The following is a 23,072-nucleotide window of genomic DNA, read 5'->3' on the forward strand; positions in this document are numbered from 1 at the left end:
TTCAGAAATGAAAGACTTTTTTTGTGTATAGAAGTATCAAAAAAAAGCCTCGTAGTAAACAAACTACGAGGCTTTTGTATGTGTAAGTATTTTATTAGTTACTTTTTATCTGCTGTAATTCTACCTTCTCTATTGGCAATTTCCCAAGCCGTTTGAAAAATAAGTTGTGTGCGTTTTGCCATTAATTCGTATTCGATTTTGTCTGGCGTGTCGGTCATTTTGTGATAATCTTCATGCACTCCATTAAAATAAAAAATCACAGGAACATTATTTTTTGCGAAGTTGTAGTGATCACTTCTGTAGTAAAAACGATTTGGATCGTTCTCATCATTGAAAGTATAATCAAGTTCTAGGTTAACATATTCTTTATTTACCGCTTCTGAAACATCGTGAAGTTCCTGACTTAGCTTATCGCTTCCGATGAGGTAGATGTATTCAGGATTGTCTGCTTTATTAGGATCGATACGCCCAATCATGTCGGTATTTAAATTGACTACAGTATTTTCTAATGGAAAAATTGGATTTTCAGTGTAATATTTAGAACCGTACAAACCAATTTCTTCTCCTGTTACGTGAAGAAATAGAATAGAACGTTTAGGTCCGTTTCCATCTTCTACAGCTTTTTGAAAAGCTTCCGCCATTTCTAACATAGCCACAGTTCCGCTTCCGTCATCATCGGCACCATTAAAAATATTTCCTTGATCGTCGGTTCCAACGTGATCCAAGTGAGCAGAAAGAATAACAATTTCTTCTGGTTTTTCAGAACCTTTAATAAAAGCGAGAACATTTTCAGAATCTAATTCAACATTTTTTCTTCCGAAGTATTCTTTTGGTACTTTTTGAAAATAGTTGTTTTCTTCTATTGGAGAGGGAATGTTATGGTCTTGGTAAAAATTCCGAAGGTATTCTACTGCTAATTTTTGTCCTTTGGTTCCTGTCATACGTCCGCGCATTTCATCTCCAGCGTAAATATATAGGTGTTTTTTTAAATCGGAAGCAGTGATTGTATTTGCATAATCAACACGAGTCATTGTTGATTTAGGGGTTTTGGTAACCGAATTTTGAGCAGAATTACAAGAAACTGACAAAACAGTTAGGAGTAGGAATAGAAATTTCATAATTATTTATTCAAATGATTTAAGTTGATAATCGTGCGGAGATAACCCTCCTTCACTAATTTTAGTGTATGTTAAAGTATGTGTATCCAATACTTTTTCTCCAGTACTATTTTGCGATGCGACAGTAATTGTTACTGTATAAGTTGCACCTAAATTTTCTAAATTTATTTTCTCTTCTGAAACAACGATGTCTTTATGAGTAATTATAGTTTCTTTTGGGAGTTGCAGTTTTTCAATAGAATCTCGCACTGCCAAATCACGTATGGTTTGCATTTGCTCTTTTTCAGTAGAACAAGCAAGTACTAAGAAAATTAGTAAAAAAGAAAAAATGGACTTCATTAATACATTTATAAAGGGTTAAAGATACTAGAACCTACATTTGAAACTGTGAAAGTTATGTGAAAACTGCATCTAAGTATTTCAAAATAGAAACTCGCATCATAACTTTCTTATCTTTGTCAAAATTTTGAAAAATGACGGTTGAACAAATTTACACAGGCTGCTTGTCGCAAGGTGCTTATTATATTGAAAGTAATGGCGAAGTAGCAATTATAGATCCCCTACGTGAAATAAATCCCTATTTAGATCGTGCAAAACGGGACAAAGCCACTATAAAATATATTTTTGAAACTCATTTCCATGCAGATTTTGTAAGTGGACACGTAACACTTTCAAAAGAAACAGGCGCTCCTATTGTCTACGGACCCAATGCAGACCCTTCTTTTGAGGCGCTTATCGCAACAGATAATCAGGAGTTTAAAGTAGGTAATGTTACTATTATTGCATTACATACACCTGGCCATACTATGGAAAGTACTACGTATTTGCTAAAAGATGAAAACGGGAAAGCTCATGCTATTTTTAGTGGTGATACGCTATTTCTAGGAGATGTTGGACGTCCAGATTTGGCGCAAAAAGGGGCTGAAGTTACACAAGAAGATCTTGCAGGTATTTTATTTGATAGTTTGCGCACAAAAATAATGACACTACCTGACGATGTAATTGTATATCCTGCACATGGTGCTGGTTCTGCCTGCGGAAAGCATATGATGAAAGAAACGGTGGATACCTTAGGAAATCAAAAACAAATGAATTACGCCCTTCGCGCAGATATGACGCGTGAAGAGTTTATAGCTGAAGTTACCGACGGATTGGTACCGCCTCCTGTTTATTTTCCTTTAAATGTGAAAATGAATAAAGAAGGTTATGAAGATATTGATACCGTTATCGATAGAGGGACAAAGAAGTTAACCCCAGATGCTTTTGAAGCCTTGGCAAATGAAACAGGAGCGATAGTATTGGATGTTAGACATCAGAAGGATTTCATGAAAGAGCACGTTCCTAGTTCTATATTCATTGGATTAGACGGCGGATTCGCTCCGTGGGTAGGCGCTTTAATTGCCGATGTAAAACAACCTATTTTATTAATTACACCAGAAGGTAGAGAAGAGGAAGCTGTTACTCGTTTGTCACGTGTAGGATTCGATAAAACTTTAGGGTATTTAGAAGGGGGCATTTCTGCTTGGAGTAAAGCAGGTAAAGAAACCGCAAGTATGAAATCTGTTTCAGCAGCAACCTTAAAAGAGAAACTAGAAGATAATGTAGCTGTTTTTGATGTTCGAAATGATGGTGAATTTGCATCTGCGCATATTCCATCGGCAGTGCATACACCACTTAGTTTCTTAAATGATTATCTAAAAGAATATCCGGAAGACGAACCTTTTTATGTGCATTGTGCAGGAGGATATCGTTCTGTGATTGCAGCCTCCATTTTAAAAAGTAGAGGGATTCACAATGTGATCGATGTAGCTGGCGGATTTAAAGCCATAAAAGAAGCTGATATAGCTATTACAGCATAAAATTTAATTTTATATTATACTTAAAGCCCCGATACAAATTTGTATCGAGGCTTTAAATTTATAAAGGCTATGGGTTTATTATCCCCAATTTTCAGCAATGTCTTCCAGTTTTTTTACCTTGGACACAGTGTTTTTAATATCATTTAACTGATTATTTAACACTCCTGAAATTTGTGGAGGAAAATTATTCTTTTGAAGCGTTTCCTCGTACTCTTTCATGCTTGCTTTTTCACCTCTAATGCACTCTTCCAAAATAGCTTCGTCAGTATTGGCTTTAAAGGCTGTTTTAACATCTATCCAACCACGGTGTAGGGCACCTGTGGTACTTCCCGTTGTTGTTGGGGTTTCATTAAGTTTTAGTAGCTCGTCGTTAATTTCGTTGGCGAATCTACTATGTAGAACAGCTTTATCTTTTAAGAAGCCTCTTAGAGGTTCATTTTTTGTTGTTTCGAAGGCTTTTTTAAACCCTTTTTCAGCATCATAATTTTTTTCTAATAACCCTTGAAGATTATTCACAAGATTATTATGAATGTTCAAGTCTGCTTTTTCTTTAGTCGTTTCCATAGTATTTAGTTTTAAATTATACTCAAAGATACATTTAGAAATACTCGTTTTGTCTTAGTGTTTTCACAATTGAGATTGCTTTAACACAAGCTGTTAAGGTATAATTAAAAGGTAGTTTGAATTGTTAATTTTTAACGTTTACTATAAATTTTTTCTTCGGAAGCTTCAGTTTTTCAGAAAAATGAAAAGTGTTTATAATTCTAAAGTAGTTTCAGATTGATGTAACGCTTCTTCAAATAAATTTTTAGTTACTTCGGTGTTCCAGGTAGGCACCATCTCTTTCAGAATTGCTTTTCCTTCCGAAGCATTTAAAATTTCGGGAAATGCTTTGTCAAGAACATCTAACATAATACTAACTGAAGTGGATGCCCCTGGTGAAGCTCCTAGAAGACATGTAATGCTTCCATCTTTGCTGCATACTACTTGGGTTCCAAATTCTAGTTTACCTCCTTCAAATTCATCTCTTTTTATGGTTTGTACACGTTGTCCAGCGACAAGGATCTCCCAATCTTCATCTTTGGCATCTTTTACAAACTTCCGCAGATCGTCCATTCTGTCATCAAACGACATGGTAACTTGCTCAACGAGGTATTTGGTTAAGGGTAAATTATGCCAGAAAACCCCAAGCATAGAAGGTATGTTGTCAAACTTTATCGATTTCAATAAATCTAAATTAGATCCTTCTTTTAAAAACTTAGGACTAAAACCAGCAAACGGTCCAAATAATAATTCGCGTTTGCCATTAATATATCGCGTATCTAAATGCGGAGTGGACATGGGTGGGTCGCCAATGCCTGCCTTGCTATATACTTTGGCGTTGTGTTGTTTACTTATATCAGGGTTTTTACAAACCAACCATTCACCGCTAATCGGAAAACCTCCAAAGCCTTCTTTTTCTTCAATCTCTACTTTTTGAAGTAATAATAAACTGCCTCCCCCAGCACCAATAAACACATGTTTCGCATCTAAATGTTGCAGTTTTTTTGTTTCGGTATTTCGTGTAATTACAGACCATTCAACATTTTCGTCAGGGTCAATATCCAATACTTCTTCGTTGCAACGAATTTCTGTGTTAAAATCTTCTTTTAATATTTTGAAAAGATCTTTGGTAAGATTCCCATAGTTCATTTCGGTACCGCGATTAATTCTTGAAGCTGCCATTACTTCGTCGTCTGTGCGGTCGTGCATGATTAGCGGAAACCATTTTTTCATCACCTCTATATCTTTGGTGAATTCAATCGATTCGAACATAAAATGTTCTTTCATAGCATGAAATCTTTTTTCGAGGTATGCTGCATTTTCGGTTCCAGTAACCCAACTATGATGTGGGACTTTATTGATAAAATCGGAAGGATTTTTTAAATGTTTCTGACGTACTAAATACGACCAAAACTGTTTCGAAATTTCAAACTGATTACAAATAGAAATCGCCTTCTCAATTGAAATATGTCCGGAAGCATCTTCTGGAGTATAATTCAATTCGCATAAGGCCGAATGTCCGGTTCCTGCATTGTTCCAAGCCGCAGAACTCTCTTGAGCCACATCTTCTAAACGTTCTAAGATTAAAACTTTTAGCTCAGGTTTTAAAAGTTTGGTAAGTAAGGCAAGGGTAGCACTCATAATGCCTCCACCCACACAGATAAGATCGTATTCTTTGTTTACAGGTATCGATTCGTTTGGCATAGTATTTTTTACTTGTATTTTTTAAGAAGCTCACATTGTGCTTCAATAGCGGAGGTAAATTCTGTTTTTAATTCTGAAACCAAATCGGTAACGCTTGGAGCATCGTGAATAGTAGCAACTCCTTGTCCCGCAGACCAAATTGTAGCCCATGCTTTCGCTTCATCTTTATGTACGGTTAATTCTTCTCCAAAATTCACTTTTCCTTTTTTGCTCCACATTTCTTCGGTAATTCCCATGGCTTCTAGGCTGGGAGCGAGAAAATTAGCTTCGACTCCTGAAACAGCAGCCGTATACACTACATCACTTGCACCTGCATCAATAATCATATCGCGATATTCCTTTGGCGCTTTACTTTCTTGTGTATTGATAAAACGAGTTCCCATATAGGCCAAATCGGCACCCATTTGAAGAGCGGAAGCTATGTCTCTACCAGAAGAGATACATCCAGATAGTAGAATTGTTTTCTTAAAAAAGGATTTTATTTCTGAAACAAACGGCATCGGATTTAAAGTTCCTGCATGACCACCAGCCCCTGCGGCAACGAGGATAAGACCATCGACACCTGCTTCTGAAGCTTTTTCGGCATGACGTTTTTTAATCACATCATGAAATACCAAACCACCATAACTATGAACAGCATCTACTACATCTGAAACAGCACCTAAAGATGTAATAATTAGAGGAACCTGATGCTTCATACATACTTTTAAGTCGGCCATCATTCTCGGGTTGGATTGGTGTACAATTAAATTAACACCAAACGGAGCTGCTTTTTTACCAGTTTCTTTTTCAAAGGCAGCTAAACTTTCTTTAATTTCAATGACCCAAGCTTCAAAGCCTTCGGTCGTTCGTTGATTTAAGGCAGGAAAGGTTCCTACAATTCCATTTTTACAACACGAAATGACCAATTCGGGGCCTGAAATTAAAAACATAGGAGCTGCAATAGCGGGTAACGATAATTGATTGATAAAAGCTGGTTTACTCATAGTAACGGAGAATAGAATGAAAAGATTAAATATATGTGTCTTGTAAAATTCGACTAATTTTTTCTTTTTATCGAGTGCATTTACTTTTTTTTTATGGAAGTCGAACTATTTTTTTACGCTGAAAAAGGAATGGTATCAGCGCATTTTCAGAATAAATAAAGAAAATTTAAAAGTAACTTTTTAGTACCTTCGAAATATGAAAACAACGCATAATATTAGAACCGTTGAGGTTGTTCAGTATATAAAACCTCTGCGCGAAGGGGGATCGCTTCCAGCTATTGTAAAAGCGGATGATGGATACGTATATGTGCTGAAATTTAGAGGCGCCGGACAAGGGAAAAAAGCACTTATTGCTGAACTTTTAGGAGGTGAAATTGCACGAGCTATTGGTTTAAAAGTTCCTGAATTGGTATTTATGAATCTAGACGATTCGTTTAGTAAGACCGAACCCGATGAAGAGATTCAGGACTTGTTGAAGTTTAGCGTTGGACTCAACCTAGGGTTACACTTTTTAACGAGCGCAATTACATTCGACCCTTTGGTTACTACAATCGATGGATTGTTGGCTTCAAAAGTTGTGTTGTTAGATAGCTTATTGAGTAATATTGATCGTACCGCAAAAAATACGAATTTATTACAATGGAATAACGAACTGTGGATTATCGATAATGGAGCGAGTTTTTATTTTCATCACAATTGGGAAACGTGGAGAAATCATTTAACACGTACTTTTCCTTTGATAAAAGACCATGTACTGCTTGCACAAGCAACTCATTTACCAGAAGCTTCTGCACAAATAAAAGCACTATTAACAAAAGAGAAGCTAACTGAGATTGTAGCATTAATTCCTAATGATTGGTTGTTGAACGAGTCAGATACGATGTCTCCAAACGAAATTAGAGCGGCGTATATGGAGTATTTAGAAGCGAAGCTGGCGATGATTGATTCACTTGTTAAAGAAGCTGAGGATGCACGATAGAGTTACATTTGAATATGCGATTATTAGAGTGGTTCCGAAAGTAGAACGGGAAGAGTTTTTTAATGTGGGCGTGCTTCTTTTTTCAAAACGAAAGAAATTTCTGGGCATTAAATATAAAATAGATCAAACCAAGTTAGCTGCTTTTTCAAAAGACTTAGATTGTAACATATTGAACGATAATTTAAAAGCGTGGGAGTCAATTTGTGCTGGAATGCCTTTAGGAGGCGCGATTGGAAGACTGGAACTATCAGACCGTTTTCGATGGTTGGCAGCATCTAGAAGTACAATAATACAAAGTTCTAAAACCCATCCAGGATTGTGTACAGATCCTGCAAAAGAATTGGAAGAAATTTTTAATACCTATGTTTTGTAAAACAGCAATATATAACCATAAAAAAAGCCCAAGGTCTTTCCTTGGGCTTTTTAAATCTTAACAAAAATAGATTGTAATCATACTTACGAAATAGATCGTATTTTAAAGCTTCCTTGGATTTTACTGAAAAATTCATCTTTTATCCTTCGGTATTTATCCAAATGATACAAATAACTTCTTCGATAACTTTCGTGTTCAGTAATATATGCCATGTCGCATTGAGTGTCTTCACATTCAATAATATCTCTTCTCGAACTCATGTATTTTTGAAGTGCATGTAATAAGTTGTCATTTTCGGTATCCTTTTTCTGAAGCTTCATTAGAACATCTTCAGAATCAATCTTTGCACTTAAATCATCTCCATACAGGCCAATAAGGTTTTTTAATTCCTTTTTAATGTACCGTAAATGGTTCATCCAATTGTCTAGTTCAATCGTGTTTATTTTATGCGTGACATCTATATCCGTATCGTGATTGTAAATATCTGTTTGTGACGTTTTCATTTGCTTCCTATTAAATAGACATATCAATTTTTTTGGCATTACTGCTTTGTGTTACAGCTACAATTTTTATTTTTTGTTCGCCTGTTGGGAAATCCCAAACAACAGTATCTCCTTCAGAATAACCGAAAAGTGCAGTTCCCATAGGAGTGAGCACCGATATTTTATCGTTTTTTGTATCCTTTTCGGATGGGATCACGAGTTGTATCGTTTTTTCCCATCCGGTTTCAGAATACACCATTATTTTACTATTAAATCGAATCACATCCTTCGGCATATCTGCTTCATCTAAGACTTGGGCAGTTTTAATTTCTTCACTTAATCTTTGCAGCGATTTTTGAATTTCAAAATTTTCAGCATAACCTGATATATTGAGTATTCGCTTCAGAAAAACATATTCTTTCTTCTCTAATATTAAATTTCCGTACTTCATGATTTTTCGTTTTAATAATTTTATTTAATTAAGGGAAAATACCTCTTTGAATATAAGCTTTCTCTATACGTTTTATGGCTATACAATAAGCCGCTGTTCGTAAATCCATTCCTTCTCTTTCAGAATATTCATATACTTTATTGAAGGATTCTCTCATCTTTTTGTCAAGTTTTGCCATCACTTCATCAAGTAGCCAAAGCTCCCCGTTTCTGTTTTGTAACCATTCAAAATAACTACCTACAACACCACCAGAATTACATAAAATATCTGGTATAATTGAAACACCGCGATCTAGTAGGATTTTTTCTCCTTCTACGTTGGTTGGTCCATTGGCACCTTCCGCAATTAGTTGCGCTTTAATTGAATCTGCATTTTTAGCAGTAATTTGATTTCCTAAAGCTGCTGGAATACAAATCTGACAGTCAGTAGCGAAGAAGTTTTCACTTTTTAATGCTGAAGCTTCCGGGAAATCGACAATACTTCCGTTGTTACTTAAACTATAGTTAAAAAGATCTTCTACATTGATTCCGTTTTGGTTTTCAATACTTCCGAAGGCATCTTGTACTGCCACTAATTTGGCTCCTTCTTTTTCCATAAAATATGAAGCCCAGTAACCTACGTTTCCGAAGCCTTGTACGATGTATTTTTTATCGAATAAACTTTCATTGTTTTTTTCTGCCCAAAATTTAATGTTCAGAAAAACACCATATCCAGTTGCTCGGTCACGACCTTCCAAACCACCACTTCCGTCAGGTTTCCCTGTAACTACGTGTTGATTTGCAGTTCGCTCTGCTGGCGGACGCGTACTCATATAAGTATCTGCAATCCAAGCCATTGTTTGGCTGTTGGTGTTTACGTCTGGAGCAGGAATATCGTGCTCTGGACCAATATTATCGGCCAATGCAAAAGTGAATCGGCGTGTAATACGCTCTAATTCTCCTTGCGAATATTTTGAAGGATCTAATTGAATTCCTCCTTTACCACCACCGTAAGGCAAACCAGCAAGCGATGTTTTCCAAGTCATCCACATAGCAAGTGCTCTTGCAGCATCAATATCTACTGTTGGATGGTAACGAAGACCACCTTTGTAAGGCCCTAATGCATTGTTGTGTTGTACTCTATATCCAGTAAAGATTTCAACCTCTCCATTGTCCATTTTTACAGGAAAATGAACAATAATTTCATTGTTGGTGATGCTTAGGATTTTACGAATATTAGGATGTAGGTTAATTTGGTCTGCAGCACTATTAAATTGCTCCATCACATTATCCATCATACCTCTTACAGGTACTTTTTTTTGTTTTTTATTTACTTCTGCTGTGATTGTAGTCATAATGATATACCGTTTATACGGATGTTTAAAATGAATGTTTTATTTAAAAAGACGGTTACTTATTTTTCTTTGCTCGTATTTATTTCTGAAAGAAATTTCAATAAAATCTAATTTTACGGGTACTGATTGTAATTTAGGTTTTAACACGCTTCGAGTTGTAAACAAGTTTGTTACGAAGTTGATAATCTTAGTTTTCATATGCATTGTATTATGCCATTGCCATTGTTGGCTGGTCTTCTTTTTTTACTGAAGGTTCTTGGGGTATAGTAACTACCACGTTCGATATTTCTTCATACTCACTACACGACCATACTTGAGCTTTTTGATCGGTTAGTATGCAAGTTTCTCTATGTTCGCACGTAGGGCATATATTGAATGAGTTTGTCTTCATAGTACATTGTTATAGTTTATGTACCAAAAAGCAATGTGCGTGCCATTTAAAATTTAAAAAGCACTACAACTACACAAGTGCCTGTAATAAAGGGGGTTGTGTATTTACGTTATGAGTAAGAAGAATATAGAAACTGGTACAAAATCACCCAGTTGGAGTAAAACGTACCATTAAAAATGTACTATTCTGAAAGCTTTTGACGGATTGTTTTCCGGTCGATTCCGAGAATTTCGGCAGCTTTTGTTTTGTTATTATTGGTCGTTGCAAGTACCTTCTGAATGTACCGTTTCTCCATTTCTTTTAACGAAACAAGTTCGTCATCTGGAAAATCAATATTAAATTTTAATGAATCTGGTAGGTGTTCAACTTCAATAATTTTATCGCACATAATGACGGCGCGCTGAATCACATTTTCTAATTCTCGAATATTTCCAGGCCAATTGTAACGTTGCAAAATTACGGAAGCTTCAGGAGTAATTTGAACAAAGCGATCTTTGTATTCTACGCCGTATTTAAACAGAAATTTTTCAATCAATAACGGAATGTCTTCTTTGCGTTCACGAAGCGGTGCAATGTCAATTTCAACAACGGTAAGTCTGTAATATAAATCTTCTCTAAAGGTCTCCTTTTTAATCATATCCTTTAGATCACTGTTGGTTGCAGCAATAATACGTACGTCAATTTTTTCTGCTTTTTGTGAGCCCACTTTTACCACTTCTTTCTCCTGAAGCACTCGTAGTAATCTTGATTGTACCGCAGTTGAAGCATTTCCAATTTCATCTAAAAAAATAGTACCACCATTGGCCGCTTGGAAAAACCCTTCTCTGTTCTTTTCAGCACCGGTAAAAGCACCTTTGGTATATCCAAACAATTCAGATTCTAGTAGGTTTTCAGGAATACCACCGCAATTTACCGCAATAAAAGGCGCTCTTGAAAATTTACCTTGATAGTGAATTGCACGTGCAATGAGTTCTTTTCCTGTTCCGCTTTCCCCTTTAATAAATATGGTTGCTTTGTTATCTTTAACGCGTTCTATAACCTGAATAACATCTTTTATTTTTTCTGAATGTCCTATAATGTCACCATACGACTTATCTTTCAGAATGGTTGCAGTAGGTAGGGAAGTAGTCGCTGTTTTTTTTAGGTTGAATGATTTCTCTATGGCTTTTCCTAATTCTTCTTTGGTAAAGGGTTTGGTTAGATATTCAACTACGCCAGATTTTATTGCAGAAAGTGAATCTTGAACCGAAGGATAGCCTGTTACAACAAGTTTAGGAAGGTTTGGATAATGTTCTGAAACAAATTTTATTAGCTCAAAACCATCAATTTCGGGCATTTTTAAATCGGTAATCAATAAGTCGATAGATGTGTCACGTAAAATAGTAACGGCTTCTTTAACCGAAACAGCTTTGTAGGTATGATAATTCCAAGATTGTAAATGACGTTGTAAAAGTTCTAAAATATGAATGTCATCATCTACAATTAGTATGTTTTCTTTTTTTAAATGCATCAATTACGATTTTGGAAGTGTTACAGTAAAGGTAGCTCCTTTTGTTGTATTGTTTTCTGCCACGATAGTACCATTATGACTAGCCACAATACCGTGCACAACGCTTAGGCCTAATCCAGAGCCGTCTCCCGTTGGTTTAGTTGAGAAAAATGGTTGAAATACTTTTTCCAATGCCTCTTCTGAAAGCCCGTCGCCTTCATCCGAAATTTTCAAAACAATGTGCTTTTTAGTTTGAAAGGTTTCTATTGTCACCACTCCATTTTTTGGAGAGAAATAAATAGCATTCATTATTAAATTGAAGATTATTTGCGTGAGTTGAATGGTATCGGCTCGCAATAAAAGAGTTTCGTCTTCAATTTTAACGATGTATTTTACATCTGCTTTTTTGAATGAAGCATCTAGTAATTTAATCGCATTTTTAATGCTAGGCACGATATTCACTTCCTGCATATGTTGTGGCATTTCGCAGGCGAAGAACATTAGTTTCTTAACGACTTCACGCGAGAAAATAGCATTGCGAATTATTTTATCGACATCTTCCGAAATCTGTTTGTCATCTTTAAAATCGTCCTTCAATAATTCTGCAAATCCTAAAATATTCGCGAGTGGCGTATTGAGTTCATGGGCAATACCGGCGGTAATTTCACCTAAAATTCCCAATCTGTCGGCGCGTTCCATTTGCCGCTTTAGCAAGGTTTCATTTTTCTGAATTTCGAAACGCTCTAATAAGTTTCCTAATTTAAGAGCTACGTTGTCTAGTAAGTGTTGTTCTTCGGTTAAAAAAGTATCTTTAGTATTGTTTAAAGTGGCTATTAGCTGTCCTTCAATTTTATTGAAAATACTGATATTAGAAGAAAGTGATTGCGCATTTAAATTTTCGATGTTCTTATACGGAACAAAAGACGTTTCAATAACAACTTCAGTTTTTTCAGGAAACTGAAAGGCTTTTTTGAGACTTAAAGTAATTGCCTGAAAGGTTTCTTCTAACGGTAAACTATCTGCATTTACAATAATAGACGAGACTTCATAAAGACACGTTAACTCTTTAATGCGCTCTTTTAAAGCTTCTTCCGTAGTGCTCATTTTTAAATATTAGTTTCTTTTTTCATTACAATAGTTCGGTATGGGAAGGGGATCTCTATACCTTCTTTGTCAAATCTTTTTTTAATACTTTCTAATACATCAACCTTAAGTTGAAAAACATCATTAAAATTACTTGCCCAAGCCCAAGCTCGTATGGTCATAGACGAATCATTTAACTGTGTTAATGCCGTTTTTACAACAGGTTTTCCTTCCTGTATTTCCAATTCTATACGATTATCTAAGATTAAGGGATGCTTTTCACATTCTTCTTGCATTATCTTTTTAGCTAAATCAATGTCACTATCGTAAGATATACCAATCTCGATGCGCTCACAACATTTAAGTTCGCCCATATTGTAATTAATCAGTTTTTCTTTATTAATAATTGAATTAGGAATCACAATCATCTTGTTTTCAAAATTTCTAATTACTGTATGACGTAATGTAATATCTATGACTGTACCTACCATTGTGTCTGTAACTTTTACAAGATCTCCTATTTTGAAAGGTTTGAAAGAAATGATAAAGAAACCTCCAATTAGATTAGAAAGCGCCTCTTGAGATGCTACACCTACAATAAGGGCAAGTACCCCGGCACCGCCTAAAACGGTTTGTGCGACCCCTCTTAATGACGGAAAAGCCAATAATGTTAATAGTATTCCTATAGCATAGATACTAAAAATAGCTACATAACGAAGAAACTTAAAACTGGTTGGATCGTAGTTGTTTTCAATTTTATCTTTAATACTTTTTTTAAACCACAGACTAGCAACCGTTGCTGTAACAATGGTTGAAACGGAAACAAAACCAAGATATAGAACCAATTCAAAATGCCCTTTTAATACACCGTGTTCTTCGTCAGGGAGTAAGATATAAGCGAGTGAAATAAGCCCCAATACCAACCATAATGTATTAAGAATTCGTTTTATTATGTTAAAAGGAGTAGCCTTTTCATTTGGAAATTTGATGCGTTCCTGTTTTAATAAGAATTTGTGTAATATATTGGTTAAAAAATGAAGGATTACTACCAAAAAAATAACAATTGCTCCTCCAATTATTTCAGATTTGTTTATGCTGAAAAATGCTTCCATTAAAAGTTTATTAGTATTAAAAGTTTCACTTACTTCTTTATTTAACTTTATTAAATCTTAAAATAAGATATCCAATGATCCCTGAAATGAAGGAACCTATAAGAATACCAACTTTTGCAGAGTCAATGTAGTAAGGTTTTGATAAAAATGCCAATCCCGATATAAATATAGCCATTGTGAAGCCAATCCCAGCTAAAAATGAAACTCCTATAATTTGTTGCGTATTGATGTCTTTTGGAATATCGAGGAGTTTTACCTTTTTTGCTAAGAAAATTACAAAAGGAATCCCTAACCCTTTTCCTAGTATCAAGCAAATAATGATAGTTAGCATTAAATTTGTATCCATTTCACTACCGCTAGTAACAAGTACACCTGCATTAGCAAGTGCAAAAATAGGAATAATAAAATAGGCTACCCACCCATGTAAACTATGTTCTAAATGTTGTAAAGGGGATTGAAATTTTGATGACCAATCTTCTAAATCATCGATGTGCTCAATTTGCTCTGTTGAAAGAATAGGCTTGTTTAAAATACTAGCATTTTTAATGTTATTGTACACCAGTTCTAATTGAGCTAAGAACTGTGAGGTATCTATTTTTTGTCTAATAGGAACAGAAAATGCCAATAAAACCCCTGCAACTGTTGGGTGAATACCAGATTTTAAAAATAAAAACCAAATAACTATTCCGAAGATAAATAAAACAAATCTCGAGTAAAAGCCCTTAAACGATAAGAAGTAAAGTATCCCAAGTAATGCAACTGCAATAAACAATAAGGTTAAATTAATAGTACCACTATAAAATAGTGCAATAACCAAAACGGCTCCAATATCATCTACGATTGCAAAAGCGGTTAAAAATATCTTGAGACTTAATGGGATTCGTTTTCCTAAACTATTTAAGATTGCCAAAGAAAAAGCAATATCGGTAGCCATTGGAATTCCCCAACCACCAACTGTTTCAGGATTTTGATTTAATATGAAAAAAAATAGAACGGGAACAATCATACCGCCCAATGCTCCAAACAAAGGGAAGGTGATTTTTTTTATCGAGTTCAATTCACCAATAAGCAACTCTCTCTTAATCTCAAGTCCTATTAGGAAGAAAAATAGTGCCATTAATCCATCATTAATCCAAAGAATTAATGGTTTTTTAAATTCAAAAGTTTCAGTAACAATCCCTAATTCATATTGCCAAATGGAGTTGTATGTATTTCCGAAGGGAGAATTGGCCCAAATAAGTGCTAGTATTGTTGCTAATAATAGTAAAATGCCACTAAAACTTTCAATTTTCACAAATTTTTGAAAGGGGGTAAGGAACACTTTTTGTATCATATTTGTTAGTTGTTTAAAATGTATCTTTTATAAATAGTTCTATTTTAGATCTCTAATATGTTTTATAAAACTGAAATTTAATTTTCAATCACTGGGTTTCGTCTTAGAAAGCAAAGCTATACGGGCCTAACGCTTTCCATGAAACCACCATACATAGTTTTTTAGAACTAGTACTGGCAATTGGTCTTAATGAGCCAAGGGAAGTAACTCGAAATCATATTAGTAAAAGAGTACATTTGTATCATGTACTGACTTTTAATGAAATTTATCCGTATTTATACCCGGTTCATTATTGAATATTAACACAATTCCTGAAAGCTATAAAAGTTATTTCATATGACTAAAATGATGGGTAAAGCTTAAAAAGAGTTTCGTATTCTCTTTTTTATACAAGGACTAAATTAACTTAAGTTGATTGATAATTTCCTGTAGTGAATCTTTAGCATCTCCAAATAAAAGATTGCAATTGTCCATACCAAATAAATCGTTGGAAACACCTGCATATCCTGTACTCATTCCTCGTTTCATTACCACTACTTTTTTGCTTTCGTGTGTTTTTATAATTGGCATTCCGTACACAGGACTGTCTGGTTTTGTTTCTGCAGCAGGGTTCACGACGTCGTTTGCACCAATCACCAATACCATATCATAGTGTTTCATAAGCTCGTTTCCTTCGTCCATTTCCTTCAAATGATCGTAATCGATATTTGCTTCGGCTAGAAGTACATTCATATGACCTGGCATTCTTCCAGCAACAGGATGGATGATAAAATCTACCTGAACCCCTCTCGATTCCAATAGTTTTTGAAGTTGTCCACACAAATGTTGCCCTTGAGCTACGGCAAGACCATATCCAGGAACGATTGCTATTTTGTTCGCAAATGAAAGTTGCATGGTTATTTCCGAAATAGATATCGATTTAATGTTTTGCTCTTCAGAAGTAGTTGAGAGTGTTGTTTTCTTAAATTTACCTGCCAACACTTTCAGTAGAGATCTATTCATCGCCTTACACATAAGTAGCGTCAATATAATTCCAGCAGCACCTACAAAAATACCTCCAGCAATCATAGCTTTATTTCCGTACACAAAACCTGAAAGTGCTGTCGCAACACCAGTAATTGAGTTTAATAATGAAATTACAACAGGCATGTCTGCTCCACCAATAGGGAGGACAAATAAAATTCCGTAGGCTAATGATATAAAAGCGATGGTAAAGATGAAAATTTCAAAGCTGATAGGGAGTAGCCCTAAAAAGTAGAGCGTTGGAATGATAAAAATTAGAACTAAAAGTGTTCTTGAACCTATAACTGTAATTGCTTTACGATTGTCTTTGGTTTTACCTGCAAGTTTTCTGTACGCAACAATACTTCCCGTGGCAGCAATGGCTCCCGTAGTTAAGCTTAATAGCAATAAGATTTGAATTCCGATAAAAGAGGTACTCAGATTTATTTGTTGGGCTTCAATAATTCCTAAAATTAAAGCGCAACCACCACCGGTCGCATTAAAAAGCGAAACCAATTGTGGCATTGCAGTCATTTCTACTTTGGAAGCCATGCGTTTCCCTAACAGGGTTCCTAGTGCAATAGCGACAAGGATGATAACCACATTTGGGGTCGGAATTTCATTAGATTTTAATAACAGAAATGTGCAAACTACGGCAATAATCATTCCTGCGGCTGCGATGCTATTTCCTAATTTGGCATTTTTTGGTGAGCTCATAAACTTCAATCCACCTAAAAAAGATACTGTGGCTATTAAATAGCCAATTTCAACAAATACATTCATCTAGCTTATTTTTTGGTATTGAACATTTTTAGCATTCTGCCAGTCACAAAAAAGCCACCTGATATATTTAATGCACCAAGAAACACTGCAATTCCACCTAAGCCAAGTAAGACGTAATTGGTTGGAGGTATTTGAATCATCATTATAATAGCTCCTACCATAATAACACCGCTAATTGCATTGGCGCCAGACATTAAAGGAGTGTGAAGAATGGCGGGTACGTTAGCGATGACTTCAATTCCTATGAAGACACAGAATATGACAAAGTATATAATTTCAAGATTATTTTGAATAAATTCCATGGGTTATGCGAGTTCAAGTTTAGTAGTTAGTTGTGGGTGTGTAATTTTACCAGTAGCGATTACTTGACAACCATTAATAATGATATCTTCTTCTTTGGTTGACTGTAGTACGTACTTTAAAAAGCTGTAGTAATTGGAAGATAACAACTGAGACGCTGCTTGTGACATTTCTCTCGAGAGATGAGAATCTCCAACAATGGTAATATGGTTGTATGTAATTGTTTTTTGGTTTTGAGTTTTTTCACAATTTCCGCCTTGTTCTGCTGCCAAATCGATTACAACCGAGCCTGGTAACATCGTATCAAGAGCTTCCGTATCAATTAGTATAGGTGCTTTCTTTCCGGGGATATTTGCTGTTGTAATCACAATATTCGCATTGCTAATCCGCTCATGGATTAACTTTTTTTGCTTGTCGAGGTATTCTTGTGATTGTGCTATGGCATAACCTCCTGCATTTTCTCCTTCTTCATAGCCTTCAACTTCTATAAATTTAGCTCCGAGACTTCTAACTTCTTCCGCAGAAGATTTCCGAACATCAAACACTTCAACAATGGCTCCTAATCGCTTGGCCGTTGCGATTGCTTGAAGTCCTGCAACACCCGCTCCTAATACTAAAACTTTAGCAGGGTTTAAAGTCCCCGCAGCTGTTGTAAACATAGGAAAAGAACCGTTGTAGTAAGAAGTAGCCTTCAATACAGCCTTATAACCCGATAAGGAGGCCATGGAAGATAATACATCCATAGATTGGGCTAGGGTCGTACGTGGTAATAAATCTAAACTAAAGACAGAAGTATTTTTGCGGAGGTATTTGTCCATCCTTTCTGGATAGAATAGCATATTAAAAATACCAATCACGGTTTTTGGTTTTCCTTCTGTAATGACATCTTGAATGTCGTTAATCGATAAGATGTAGTCGGCGTTTTCTAAGATAAAGGCGCGAGAATTTAAGGTTGCTCCCGCTGTTTTATAATCAGTATCTGAAACTCCTACCGTTTCTCCCAAACCATTTTCAATAAGAACTTCTAACCCTAATTCTTTTATAGCTAAACGAACCTCCTTCGGTAAAAAACAAATTCTTTTTTCAAAATGGGGCTCTTTTACTATCCCGATGTATTTCATGTTTGGTTGTTGTTTTTGATTTTAAAAGTCGTTTTTTGACGTTTTAAACAATTTGATTAGAATAAGTGTTGCCAATTTTCAATCCCCGTGCCATTCTATTTGTGGATAGTGGTAAGTGGCTGTAACACCTTATTTTCAGCTGTTTTTGAAGAAATTTAATAATTTTTATGACTATCGAAGTGGGTAAGAATGTCTCGACTGATACATTTTACCTCGTATGTTTCCGAAGAAAAGAGAAATAGGGATTATGTAAAAATAGACTAGGAATGAAGGTGAGGCAATTGAAGCCTAAAGTGTCTTTTACTTTAGGAAATGAAAACAATAATTTATAGATTTTCTTTTAAAACAGCATCGTATTTAAAAGTCGCTTTTTTTAGATTTTCTGAAAGTGTTTTCATCCATATTAGCTGATTGCTAATTAGATACGCTTCCTGCAAGCGATGTAAGGTTTCAGTGTCGATTTCTGAATTCCCTTCGTTAATATCTTGATCGCGAAGTTTAGATAATAACTGATATCCTTCTAAAAGCTTTTCTTCAGCATTACTAATGCTAGCGGAAGGTTTAATCTCATTGTATTTGGAGTTATTTAAAATGGAAATAGAGGCTTGTAGGCTATTTTCAATATTTAAAATAAGAACTTCGAACTCTTTAGAAACAGGTGTTGTTTTATGATTGGTAATAAACGTACCTATTGAAGCAATTCCCGAAACCATGGTCTGATTTAAGGTTACCATATCATAAATTAAGGGGTATTCTAGTTGTTTCGACTTCGGATCCTGAGTCATTCTCTGAAAGGCGGCATTTAAGTTGCTAATGGCTAAAAAGGCTTCTTTTCTAGCAACTTTATACATAAGGTCATTATTTTTTTTATCGTGGTACAGCGCTTTGGTAGCAATAAGATATTCCTTGTTTCGCTGAAGACTATTTAAAAGTACTTGCTTCATATTAAAAACCTCCCAGCTTGGCCATAATGCGTAATTTGCAATTACAGCAATACTAGCCCCTATAATGGTGTCAATGACGCGGTATTGAATTACTAAAAAAGCATCAGGATTGATAAGGGAATACACCAATACAATATTAATAGTGATTAAAGCTGCGCCCGATTTATAGTTTTGCTGTAGTAGTGCAATCGCCATGGTTAGCGATAAAATAGCCAACACCGAATACACGATAACATTGTGTGTAACGAGAACAATACCGATGGCAATTACAGCTCCAATGAGTGTTCCAATGATGCGGTTTTTTGATCGCTCTTTGGTCAATCCGTAATTAGGTCTCATAATCACAACGATGGTCAACAAAATCCAATAGGTGTTATGAATTCCCAAAAGTGTTCCTAAAATATGCGCAAAAAGTATCGCTACTGTAAATCGTAAAGCATGTCTAAAAAGCGTAGAATTTAAACTGAAATTTTGAGTAATTACATTCAAGCGGTATTCTTGAAGCGTTAAGAACTGACGCCCGTCTTGGCGTTTTATAGAGACTTTAGAAGCATTGTTCACATTCGCCATAACTCTTCGAATCGCTCTTATTTCTTGAAGTAATTGTTCTTGGTAATCGTAGAGGTTTCTCAAAACAAGTGCGCCCTCTCTAGCTTTAGGCAAAGTAATGGCATCGACATAAACTGAAATAGCCTCATACGCTTTTTGTAAGGCTTCTAATAAAGAGTCTTTACTCGGTATTTTTTCTTTTTGAATAAGACATTCTGAAAGCGTGATAAGATGGTTTCCCATCGTCTTATTTAATCTTTTTGAAGCTTTTAAATAGTCTTTTCTATTTTCAAATAAGGAGTCAATTTCACTGTAATCTAAATGTTTGGCTTCAATTAATTCCACAATATTTATTGTAGAAATAAAGATTAAGAGTTGTTTTTCGTCGTAATGGGAACGTCCCGTCCGTTTCCGTTCTAAAAGAAGTAATTCGCGTAAGGTTTCCTGTTTTTCAGTAATTTTTGTTTGCAACGAAATGGATTGTTGCATCAAATTTTCACGATCCGATTTTTTGGTAAGTAAACGAGCTCTAAGTTTTAGATATTCCCCAAGTAAATGAAGGGTTTCAGAAAGGAGCTGATTTCCATCTTTATTGGGGGCTAATTTCAGAAAAACATAAGAAACCACTAAATACCAGAGTCCGCCAACTCCCATTAAAACAACATGTTCACCTATTTCTGTAGCGGTTTCCTTTTGAATAGCAAACGCTAATACCATAGATAATAAACCTGACAAGGAGACTAAAGAAGCGCGAAACCCATAAATAGAGATGAGTGAGGTACAAAAAGAAATAACGGCGATTACACCAACAAGAATTAATGTGAAGGGTTTTAAAAATAAGATAACCGTTGTAATAAGCATCGTCAAGCCTATACTAATTAGAATAGCGTTGACTTTCCTCTTTAAACTTCCAGGAATATCTCCAGGAGCATTTAGAAAAGCACCGATAACAATGGATGGAGCGTATTCAAAGAGGCCTAGAAAATTTAAAATAACCAAAGGAGCAACCACGGCAAAACTGAGCCTAATACCACTATAAAAGTGCGAACTTTTTAAAAATAATTCGACGATTTTTAGCTGTTTCTTCAAGGTCTAGGATTATTAGTAACAAAGGTAGTCTAATTAAATAATCTCAGATTTAATCTGAAGTACTATTTCCTTTCAAACAAAAAATGACCAAAATGTTAAAGCTTATTATTATACGATTTCCAAATCAATTCAGCTTTTTGTAGATATTCTTAATATGAGTGCGTACCGTGTTAATTAAAACAAAGAGATTGTCTGCAATCATTTGATAGCTTTTACCCGCAACAATTTCTTTAACCACTTCATTTTCGCGGGGTGATAAAAGAGATTCTTGTACCGGTTTTGGTGCATAGTGGTTTACTGTTTTCCGAGCGATTTGCGTCCCTAAATAGGGAAAGCTTTTGGTTATACCCATGCCGTGAAAATTGGAAATGACATTAAAATTTCTGGCGCTGTGAGTATGGATGATGAAGGTAATCGAACCGCTGTTGGAGATTTTGTCGATTATGATGGCGACGGCACCGTTATTTTCGCTTCACGAGAACTTCCAGAACCACTATCCATGCCATTTACAATGTGCAAAGAATCTGAAGCTCCTCACTCTGTAGTTAATTTAAGTAATACAAAATCCATTCGATTGATTCGAGTAGAAATGAAACAATAAAAACGCAACCAATAATCTAAATTAAAATTAAAAAATCACAAAGTAGAAATAGATTCGCTCGTAAAAACGGGAATGTATAAATATCACGCTGAAGAAGCTATGTATAGAAAATATACGGATGAATCATATAAACTTCGAGCAGCTTTTATTTTTGTAATTCAGCATATAGAATATGTTATTAAACTAGTAGGAGTAGATTACGTAGGTATTGGTTCTGATTTTGATGGAATTTATCAGCCACCAAAACAATTGGATGATGTTACCACATACCCTTTAATTACAAAAGCTTTGGTAGAAAAGGGCTATAGCGAAAAAGATATAGATAAAATCCTTGGCGGAAACCTGCTTCGGGTTTTTAAAGCGAATGAAACGAACTAATCTAAACTGACTTTCATGAAAAATGCAATTTACTTTCTAATAATTTCCGCAGTATTACTTTTAAGCTGTGCCGAAAAGCAAGAGACAGCAACGAAAGAAACCGTTAGTAAATCCAGTTATATGGATTATTCAAACAGTGATGACCAAATTACGGGAGGCATCAAGATGATTCCAATCACTACTCCAAAAGGGACTTTCAATGTTTGGACAAAACGCGTGGGTAACAATCCAAAAATGAAGGTATTATTGCTTCACGGCGGTCCAGGAGGCACCCACGAATTCTTCGAAAATTTTGACGGGTATCTTCCAAATGAAGAGATTGAATACATCTATTACGATCAGCTGGACAGTTATTACAGTGATAAACCAAACGATTCTACGCTTTGGACTACCAAACATTTTGTGGAAGAAGTGGAGCAAGTTCGAAAAGCTTTAAATCTTGACAAAAACAATTTTTACCTGCTCGGTCAATCTTGGGGTGGTATTTTAGCGATGGAATACGCTTTAAAATATCAAGATAATTTGAAAGGGTTAATAATTTCAAATATGATGGCGAGCATCCCAGAGTATGAAAAATATGCCGAAGTATTGGGAGCTCAACTTCCCCCAGAAATTTATAGAGAAATAAAAGAGATAGAGGCAAACGAAGACTTCTCAAATCCAAGGTATGCCGAATTAGTGATGAATAATTATTATACAAAACATATTCTTCGCAAGCCTTTAGATGAATGGCCAGAATTTGTGAATCGCTCCTTTTCTCATCTTAATTCTAAGATTTATATCTATATGCAAGGGCATAGCGAATTTGGTGTAACAGCTAATGCCACATTAAAAACCTGGGATATTTCCGATAGATTAAAAGAAATAAAAACTCCAACTTTAATGATCGGTGGAAAATACGATACTATGGATCCAAAATATATGGAATGGATGAGTACTCAAGTGCAATACGGAAGAAGCCTTACTTGTAATGCTGGCCACGTTTCACAATATGACGACCCAGAAACCTATTTTTCAGGATTGGTGCAATTTATAAAAGATGTAAATTCAGGAGATTTTAAAAATTGAA

The 23,072-nt window shown here is 35.3% G+C and carries 23 protein-coding genes and 1 pseudogene; 6 read left to right on the forward strand and 18 right to left on the reverse strand.

The genetic code is table 11. The annotated features are described in order from the left end of the window. Positions 1-98 precede the first annotated feature (98 nt). Both BLQ00_RS14255 and BLQ00_RS14260 read right to left on the reverse strand, forming a co-directional pair. Entirely contained in the window at positions 99-1,118 is a 1,020-nt protein-coding gene (locus BLQ00_RS14255; RefSeq protein WP_093144988.1) for a M28 family metallopeptidase, read from the reverse strand. A gap of 6 nt (positions 1,119-1,124) precedes the next feature. Further along, the gene (locus tag BLQ00_RS14260; protein WP_093144989.1) at positions 1,125-1,457 is read right to left on the reverse strand and encodes a hypothetical protein; all 333 of its coding nucleotides are present in this window, start codon (positions 1,455-1,457) and stop codon (positions 1,125-1,127) included. Between the two features lie 134 nt (positions 1,458-1,591). Here BLQ00_RS14260 and BLQ00_RS14265 point away from each other — a divergent pair, with 134 nt between their 5' ends. Continuing rightward, positions 1,592-2,977: an MBL fold metallo-hydrolase gene (locus tag BLQ00_RS14265; protein ID WP_093144990.1), complete on the forward strand. Its 1,386-nt coding sequence runs from the start codon at positions 1,592-1,594 to the stop codon at positions 2,975-2,977. A 78-nt stretch (positions 2,978-3,055) separates the two neighbouring features. Here BLQ00_RS14265 and BLQ00_RS14270 read toward each other — a convergent pair whose 3' ends face one another. The 3 genes from BLQ00_RS14270 to BLQ00_RS14280 all read right to left on the reverse strand — a co-directional run bounded on the left by BLQ00_RS14270 (position 3,056) and on the right by BLQ00_RS14280 (position 6,210). Continuing rightward, entirely contained in the window at positions 3,056-3,541 is a 486-nt protein-coding gene (locus tag BLQ00_RS14270) for a ferritin-like domain-containing protein (RefSeq protein WP_093144991.1), read from the reverse strand. A gap of 192 nt (positions 3,542-3,733) precedes the next feature. Then, on the reverse strand, positions 3,734-5,224 hold the full coding sequence (mqo, locus tag BLQ00_RS14275) for a malate dehydrogenase (quinone) (protein ID WP_093144992.1): 1,491 nt from the start codon (positions 5,222-5,224) through the stop codon (positions 3,734-3,736). A gap of 8 nt (positions 5,225-5,232) precedes the next feature. Further along, positions 5,233-6,210 carry an NAD(P)H-dependent flavin oxidoreductase gene (locus BLQ00_RS14280; RefSeq protein WP_093144993.1) on the reverse strand — a complete coding sequence of 326 codons (978 nt, stop codon included), beginning with the start codon at positions 6,208-6,210 and terminating at the stop codon, positions 5,233-5,235. A gap of 196 nt (positions 6,211-6,406) precedes the next feature. Here BLQ00_RS14280 and BLQ00_RS14285 point away from each other — a divergent pair, with 196 nt between their 5' ends. Together BLQ00_RS14285 and BLQ00_RS14290 are read left to right on the forward strand one after the other, a co-directional pair. Beyond that, positions 6,407-7,189 carry a HipA family kinase gene (locus BLQ00_RS14285; protein ID WP_093144994.1) on the forward strand — a complete coding sequence of 261 codons (783 nt, stop codon included), beginning with the start codon at positions 6,407-6,409 and terminating at the stop codon, positions 7,187-7,189. Beyond that, positions 7,179-7,562: a DUF3037 domain-containing protein gene (locus tag BLQ00_RS14290; RefSeq protein WP_093144995.1), complete on the forward strand. Its 384-nt coding sequence runs from the start codon at positions 7,179-7,181 to the stop codon at positions 7,560-7,562. Before BLQ00_RS14285 ends, BLQ00_RS14290 begins: the two co-directional genes overlap by 11 nt. Positions 7,563-7,645: 83 nt before the next feature. On the opposite strand, the gene BLQ00_RS14295 is transcribed toward BLQ00_RS14290, so the two are convergent. From BLQ00_RS14295 to BLQ00_RS14355, 13 genes are all read right to left on the reverse strand, one after another. Continuing rightward, positions 7,646-8,065 (reverse strand): hypothetical protein, encoded by a 420-nt coding sequence (locus BLQ00_RS14295; protein ID WP_093145088.1) that lies wholly within the window; start codon positions 8,063-8,065, stop codon positions 7,646-7,648. A 10-nt stretch (positions 8,066-8,075) separates the two neighbouring features. Further along, complete coding sequence (locus tag BLQ00_RS14300; protein ID WP_093144996.1) at positions 8,076-8,495, reverse strand: GreA/GreB family elongation factor; 420 nt, start codon at positions 8,493-8,495, stop codon at positions 8,076-8,078. A 28-nt stretch (positions 8,496-8,523) separates the two neighbouring features. Continuing rightward, positions 8,524-9,828, reverse strand: a complete 1,305-nt coding sequence (locus BLQ00_RS14305; protein ID WP_093144997.1) for a Glu/Leu/Phe/Val family dehydrogenase — start codon at positions 9,826-9,828, stop codon at positions 8,524-8,526. A 208-nt stretch (positions 9,829-10,036) separates the two neighbouring features. Continuing rightward, positions 10,037-10,219 (reverse strand): hypothetical protein, encoded by a 183-nt coding sequence (locus BLQ00_RS14310; protein ID WP_093144998.1) that lies wholly within the window; start codon positions 10,217-10,219, stop codon positions 10,037-10,039. 181 nt (positions 10,220-10,400) lie between these two features. After that, entirely contained in the window at positions 10,401-11,729 is a 1,329-nt protein-coding gene (locus BLQ00_RS14315; RefSeq protein ID WP_093144999.1) for a sigma-54-dependent transcriptional regulator, read from the reverse strand. A gap of 3 nt (positions 11,730-11,732) precedes the next feature. Next, on the reverse strand, positions 11,733-12,812 hold the full coding sequence (locus tag BLQ00_RS14320) for a sensor histidine kinase (RefSeq protein ID WP_093145000.1): 1,080 nt from the start codon (positions 12,810-12,812) through the stop codon (positions 11,733-11,735). A gap of 2 nt (positions 12,813-12,814) precedes the next feature. Then, positions 12,815-13,903, reverse strand: a complete 1,089-nt coding sequence (locus BLQ00_RS14325) for a mechanosensitive ion channel family protein (RefSeq protein WP_093145001.1) — start codon at positions 13,901-13,903, stop codon at positions 12,815-12,817. Between the two features lie 37 nt (positions 13,904-13,940). Beyond that, a complete protein-coding gene (gene nhaA, locus BLQ00_RS14330; protein WP_093145002.1) occupies positions 13,941-15,236 on the reverse strand; it encodes a Na+/H+ antiporter NhaA in 1,296 nt (431 codons plus the stop codon). A 396-nt stretch (positions 15,237-15,632) separates the two neighbouring features. Next, a complete protein-coding gene (locus BLQ00_RS14335) occupies positions 15,633-17,021 on the reverse strand; it encodes an NAD(P)(+) transhydrogenase (Re/Si-specific) subunit beta (protein WP_093145003.1) in 1,389 nt (462 codons plus the stop codon). Between the two features lie 5 nt (positions 17,022-17,026). Further along, positions 17,027-17,323 carry an NAD(P) transhydrogenase subunit alpha part 2 gene (locus BLQ00_RS14340; RefSeq protein ID WP_093145004.1) on the reverse strand — a complete coding sequence of 99 codons (297 nt, stop codon included), beginning with the start codon at positions 17,321-17,323 and terminating at the stop codon, positions 17,027-17,029. A 3-nt stretch (positions 17,324-17,326) separates the two neighbouring features. Next, positions 17,327-18,442 (reverse strand): NAD(P) transhydrogenase subunit alpha, encoded by a 1,116-nt coding sequence (locus BLQ00_RS14345; RefSeq protein WP_093145005.1) that lies wholly within the window; start codon positions 18,440-18,442, stop codon positions 17,327-17,329. A 326-nt stretch (positions 18,443-18,768) separates the two neighbouring features. Continuing rightward, positions 18,769-21,024, reverse strand: coding sequence for an FUSC family protein (locus tag BLQ00_RS14350; RefSeq protein WP_093145006.1), 2,256 nt, complete (start codon positions 21,022-21,024; stop codon positions 18,769-18,771). A gap of 124 nt (positions 21,025-21,148) precedes the next feature. After that, on the reverse strand, positions 21,149-21,376 hold the full coding sequence (locus tag BLQ00_RS14355; protein ID WP_229792655.1) for a response regulator transcription factor: 228 nt from the start codon (positions 21,374-21,376) through the stop codon (positions 21,149-21,151). Between BLQ00_RS14355 and BLQ00_RS17825 the strand changes: the two are divergent. From BLQ00_RS17825 to BLQ00_RS14370, 3 genes and pseudogenes are all read left to right on the forward strand, one after another. After that, a pseudogene (locus BLQ00_RS17825) lies at positions 21,350-21,460 on the forward strand (RidA family protein); the annotation flags it as partial. The gene BLQ00_RS14355 and the pseudogene BLQ00_RS17825 sit on opposite strands and share 27 nt — an antisense overlap. A 237-nt stretch (positions 21,461-21,697) precedes the next feature. Next, positions 21,698-22,003 (forward strand): membrane dipeptidase, encoded by a 306-nt coding sequence (locus tag BLQ00_RS14365; RefSeq protein WP_093145007.1) that lies wholly within the window; start codon positions 21,698-21,700, stop codon positions 22,001-22,003. A gap of 15 nt (positions 22,004-22,018) precedes the next feature. After that, positions 22,019-23,071, forward strand: coding sequence for a proline iminopeptidase-family hydrolase (locus tag BLQ00_RS14370; protein ID WP_093145008.1), 1,053 nt, complete (start codon positions 22,019-22,021; stop codon positions 23,069-23,071). Position 23,072 lies beyond the last annotated feature (1 nt).

The sequence above is a fragment of the Ulvibacter litoralis genome, assembly GCF_900102055.1.
Classification (GTDB): Bacteria; Bacteroidota; Bacteroidia; order Flavobacteriales; family Flavobacteriaceae; genus Ulvibacter; species Ulvibacter litoralis.

What these genes read in the sequence shown, in the direction of transcription:
- BLQ00_RS14255 (WP_093144988.1), bottom strand. Translation starts at nt 1,118, where the DNA reads ATGAAATTTCTATTCCTACTCCTAACTGTTTTGTCAGTTTCTTGTAAT.
- BLQ00_RS14260 (WP_093144989.1), bottom strand. Translation starts at nt 1,457, where the DNA reads ATGAAGTCCATTTTTTCTTTTTTACTAATTTTCTTAGTACTTGCTTGT.
- BLQ00_RS14265 (WP_093144990.1), top strand. Translation starts at nt 1,592, where the DNA reads ATGACGGTTGAACAAATTTACACAGGCTGCTTGTCGCAAGGTGCTTAT.
- BLQ00_RS14270 (WP_093144991.1), bottom strand. Translation starts at nt 3,541, where the DNA reads ATGGAAACGACTAAAGAAAAAGCAGACTTGAACATTCATAATAATCTT.
- mqo (WP_093144992.1), bottom strand. Translation starts at nt 5,224, where the DNA reads ATGCCAAACGAATCGATACCTGTAAACAAAGAATACGATCTTATCTGT.
- BLQ00_RS14280 (WP_093144993.1), bottom strand. Translation starts at nt 6,210, where the DNA reads ATGAGTAAACCAGCTTTTATCAATCAATTATCGTTACCCGCTATTGCA.
- BLQ00_RS14285 (WP_093144994.1), top strand. Translation starts at nt 6,407, where the DNA reads ATGAAAACAACGCATAATATTAGAACCGTTGAGGTTGTTCAGTATATA.
- BLQ00_RS14290 (WP_093144995.1), top strand. Translation starts at nt 7,179, where the DNA reads ATGCACGATAGAGTTACATTTGAATATGCGATTATTAGAGTGGTTCCG.
- BLQ00_RS14295 (WP_093145088.1), bottom strand. Translation starts at nt 8,065, where the DNA reads ATGAAAACGTCACAAACAGATATTTACAATCACGATACGGATATAGAT.
- BLQ00_RS14300 (WP_093144996.1), bottom strand. Translation starts at nt 8,495, where the DNA reads ATGAAGTACGGAAATTTAATATTAGAGAAGAAAGAATATGTTTTTCTG.
- BLQ00_RS14305 (WP_093144997.1), bottom strand. Translation starts at nt 9,828, where the DNA reads ATGACTACAATCACAGCAGAAGTAAATAAAAAACAAAAAAAAGTACCT.
- BLQ00_RS14310 (WP_093144998.1), bottom strand. Translation starts at nt 10,219, where the DNA reads ATGAAGACAAACTCATTCAATATATGCCCTACGTGCGAACATAGAGAA.
- BLQ00_RS14315 (WP_093144999.1), bottom strand. Translation starts at nt 11,729, where the DNA reads ATGCATTTAAAAAAAGAAAACATACTAATTGTAGATGATGACATTCAT.
- BLQ00_RS14320 (WP_093145000.1), bottom strand. Translation starts at nt 12,812, where the DNA reads ATGAGCACTACGGAAGAAGCTTTAAAAGAGCGCATTAAAGAGTTAACG.
- BLQ00_RS14325 (WP_093145001.1), bottom strand. Translation starts at nt 13,903, where the DNA reads ATGGAAGCATTTTTCAGCATAAACAAATCTGAAATAATTGGAGGAGCA.
- nhaA (WP_093145002.1), bottom strand. Translation starts at nt 15,236, where the DNA reads ATGATACAAAAAGTGTTCCTTACCCCCTTTCAAAAATTTGTGAAAATT.
- BLQ00_RS14335 (WP_093145003.1), bottom strand. Translation starts at nt 17,021, where the DNA reads ATGAATGTATTTGTTGAAATTGGCTATTTAATAGCCACAGTATCTTTT.
- BLQ00_RS14340 (WP_093145004.1), bottom strand. Translation starts at nt 17,323, where the DNA reads ATGGAATTTATTCAAAATAATCTTGAAATTATATACTTTGTCATATTC.
- BLQ00_RS14345 (WP_093145005.1), bottom strand. Translation starts at nt 18,442, where the DNA reads ATGAAATACATCGGGATAGTAAAAGAGCCCCATTTTGAAAAAAGAATT.
- BLQ00_RS14355 (WP_229792655.1), bottom strand. Translation starts at nt 21,376, where the DNA reads ATGGGTATAACCAAAAGCTTTCCCTATTTAGGGACGCAAATCGCTCGG.
- BLQ00_RS14365 (WP_093145007.1), top strand. Translation starts at nt 21,698, where the DNA reads ATGTATAAATATCACGCTGAAGAAGCTATGTATAGAAAATATACGGAT.
- BLQ00_RS14370 (WP_093145008.1), top strand. Translation starts at nt 22,019, where the DNA reads ATGAAAAATGCAATTTACTTTCTAATAATTTCCGCAGTATTACTTTTA.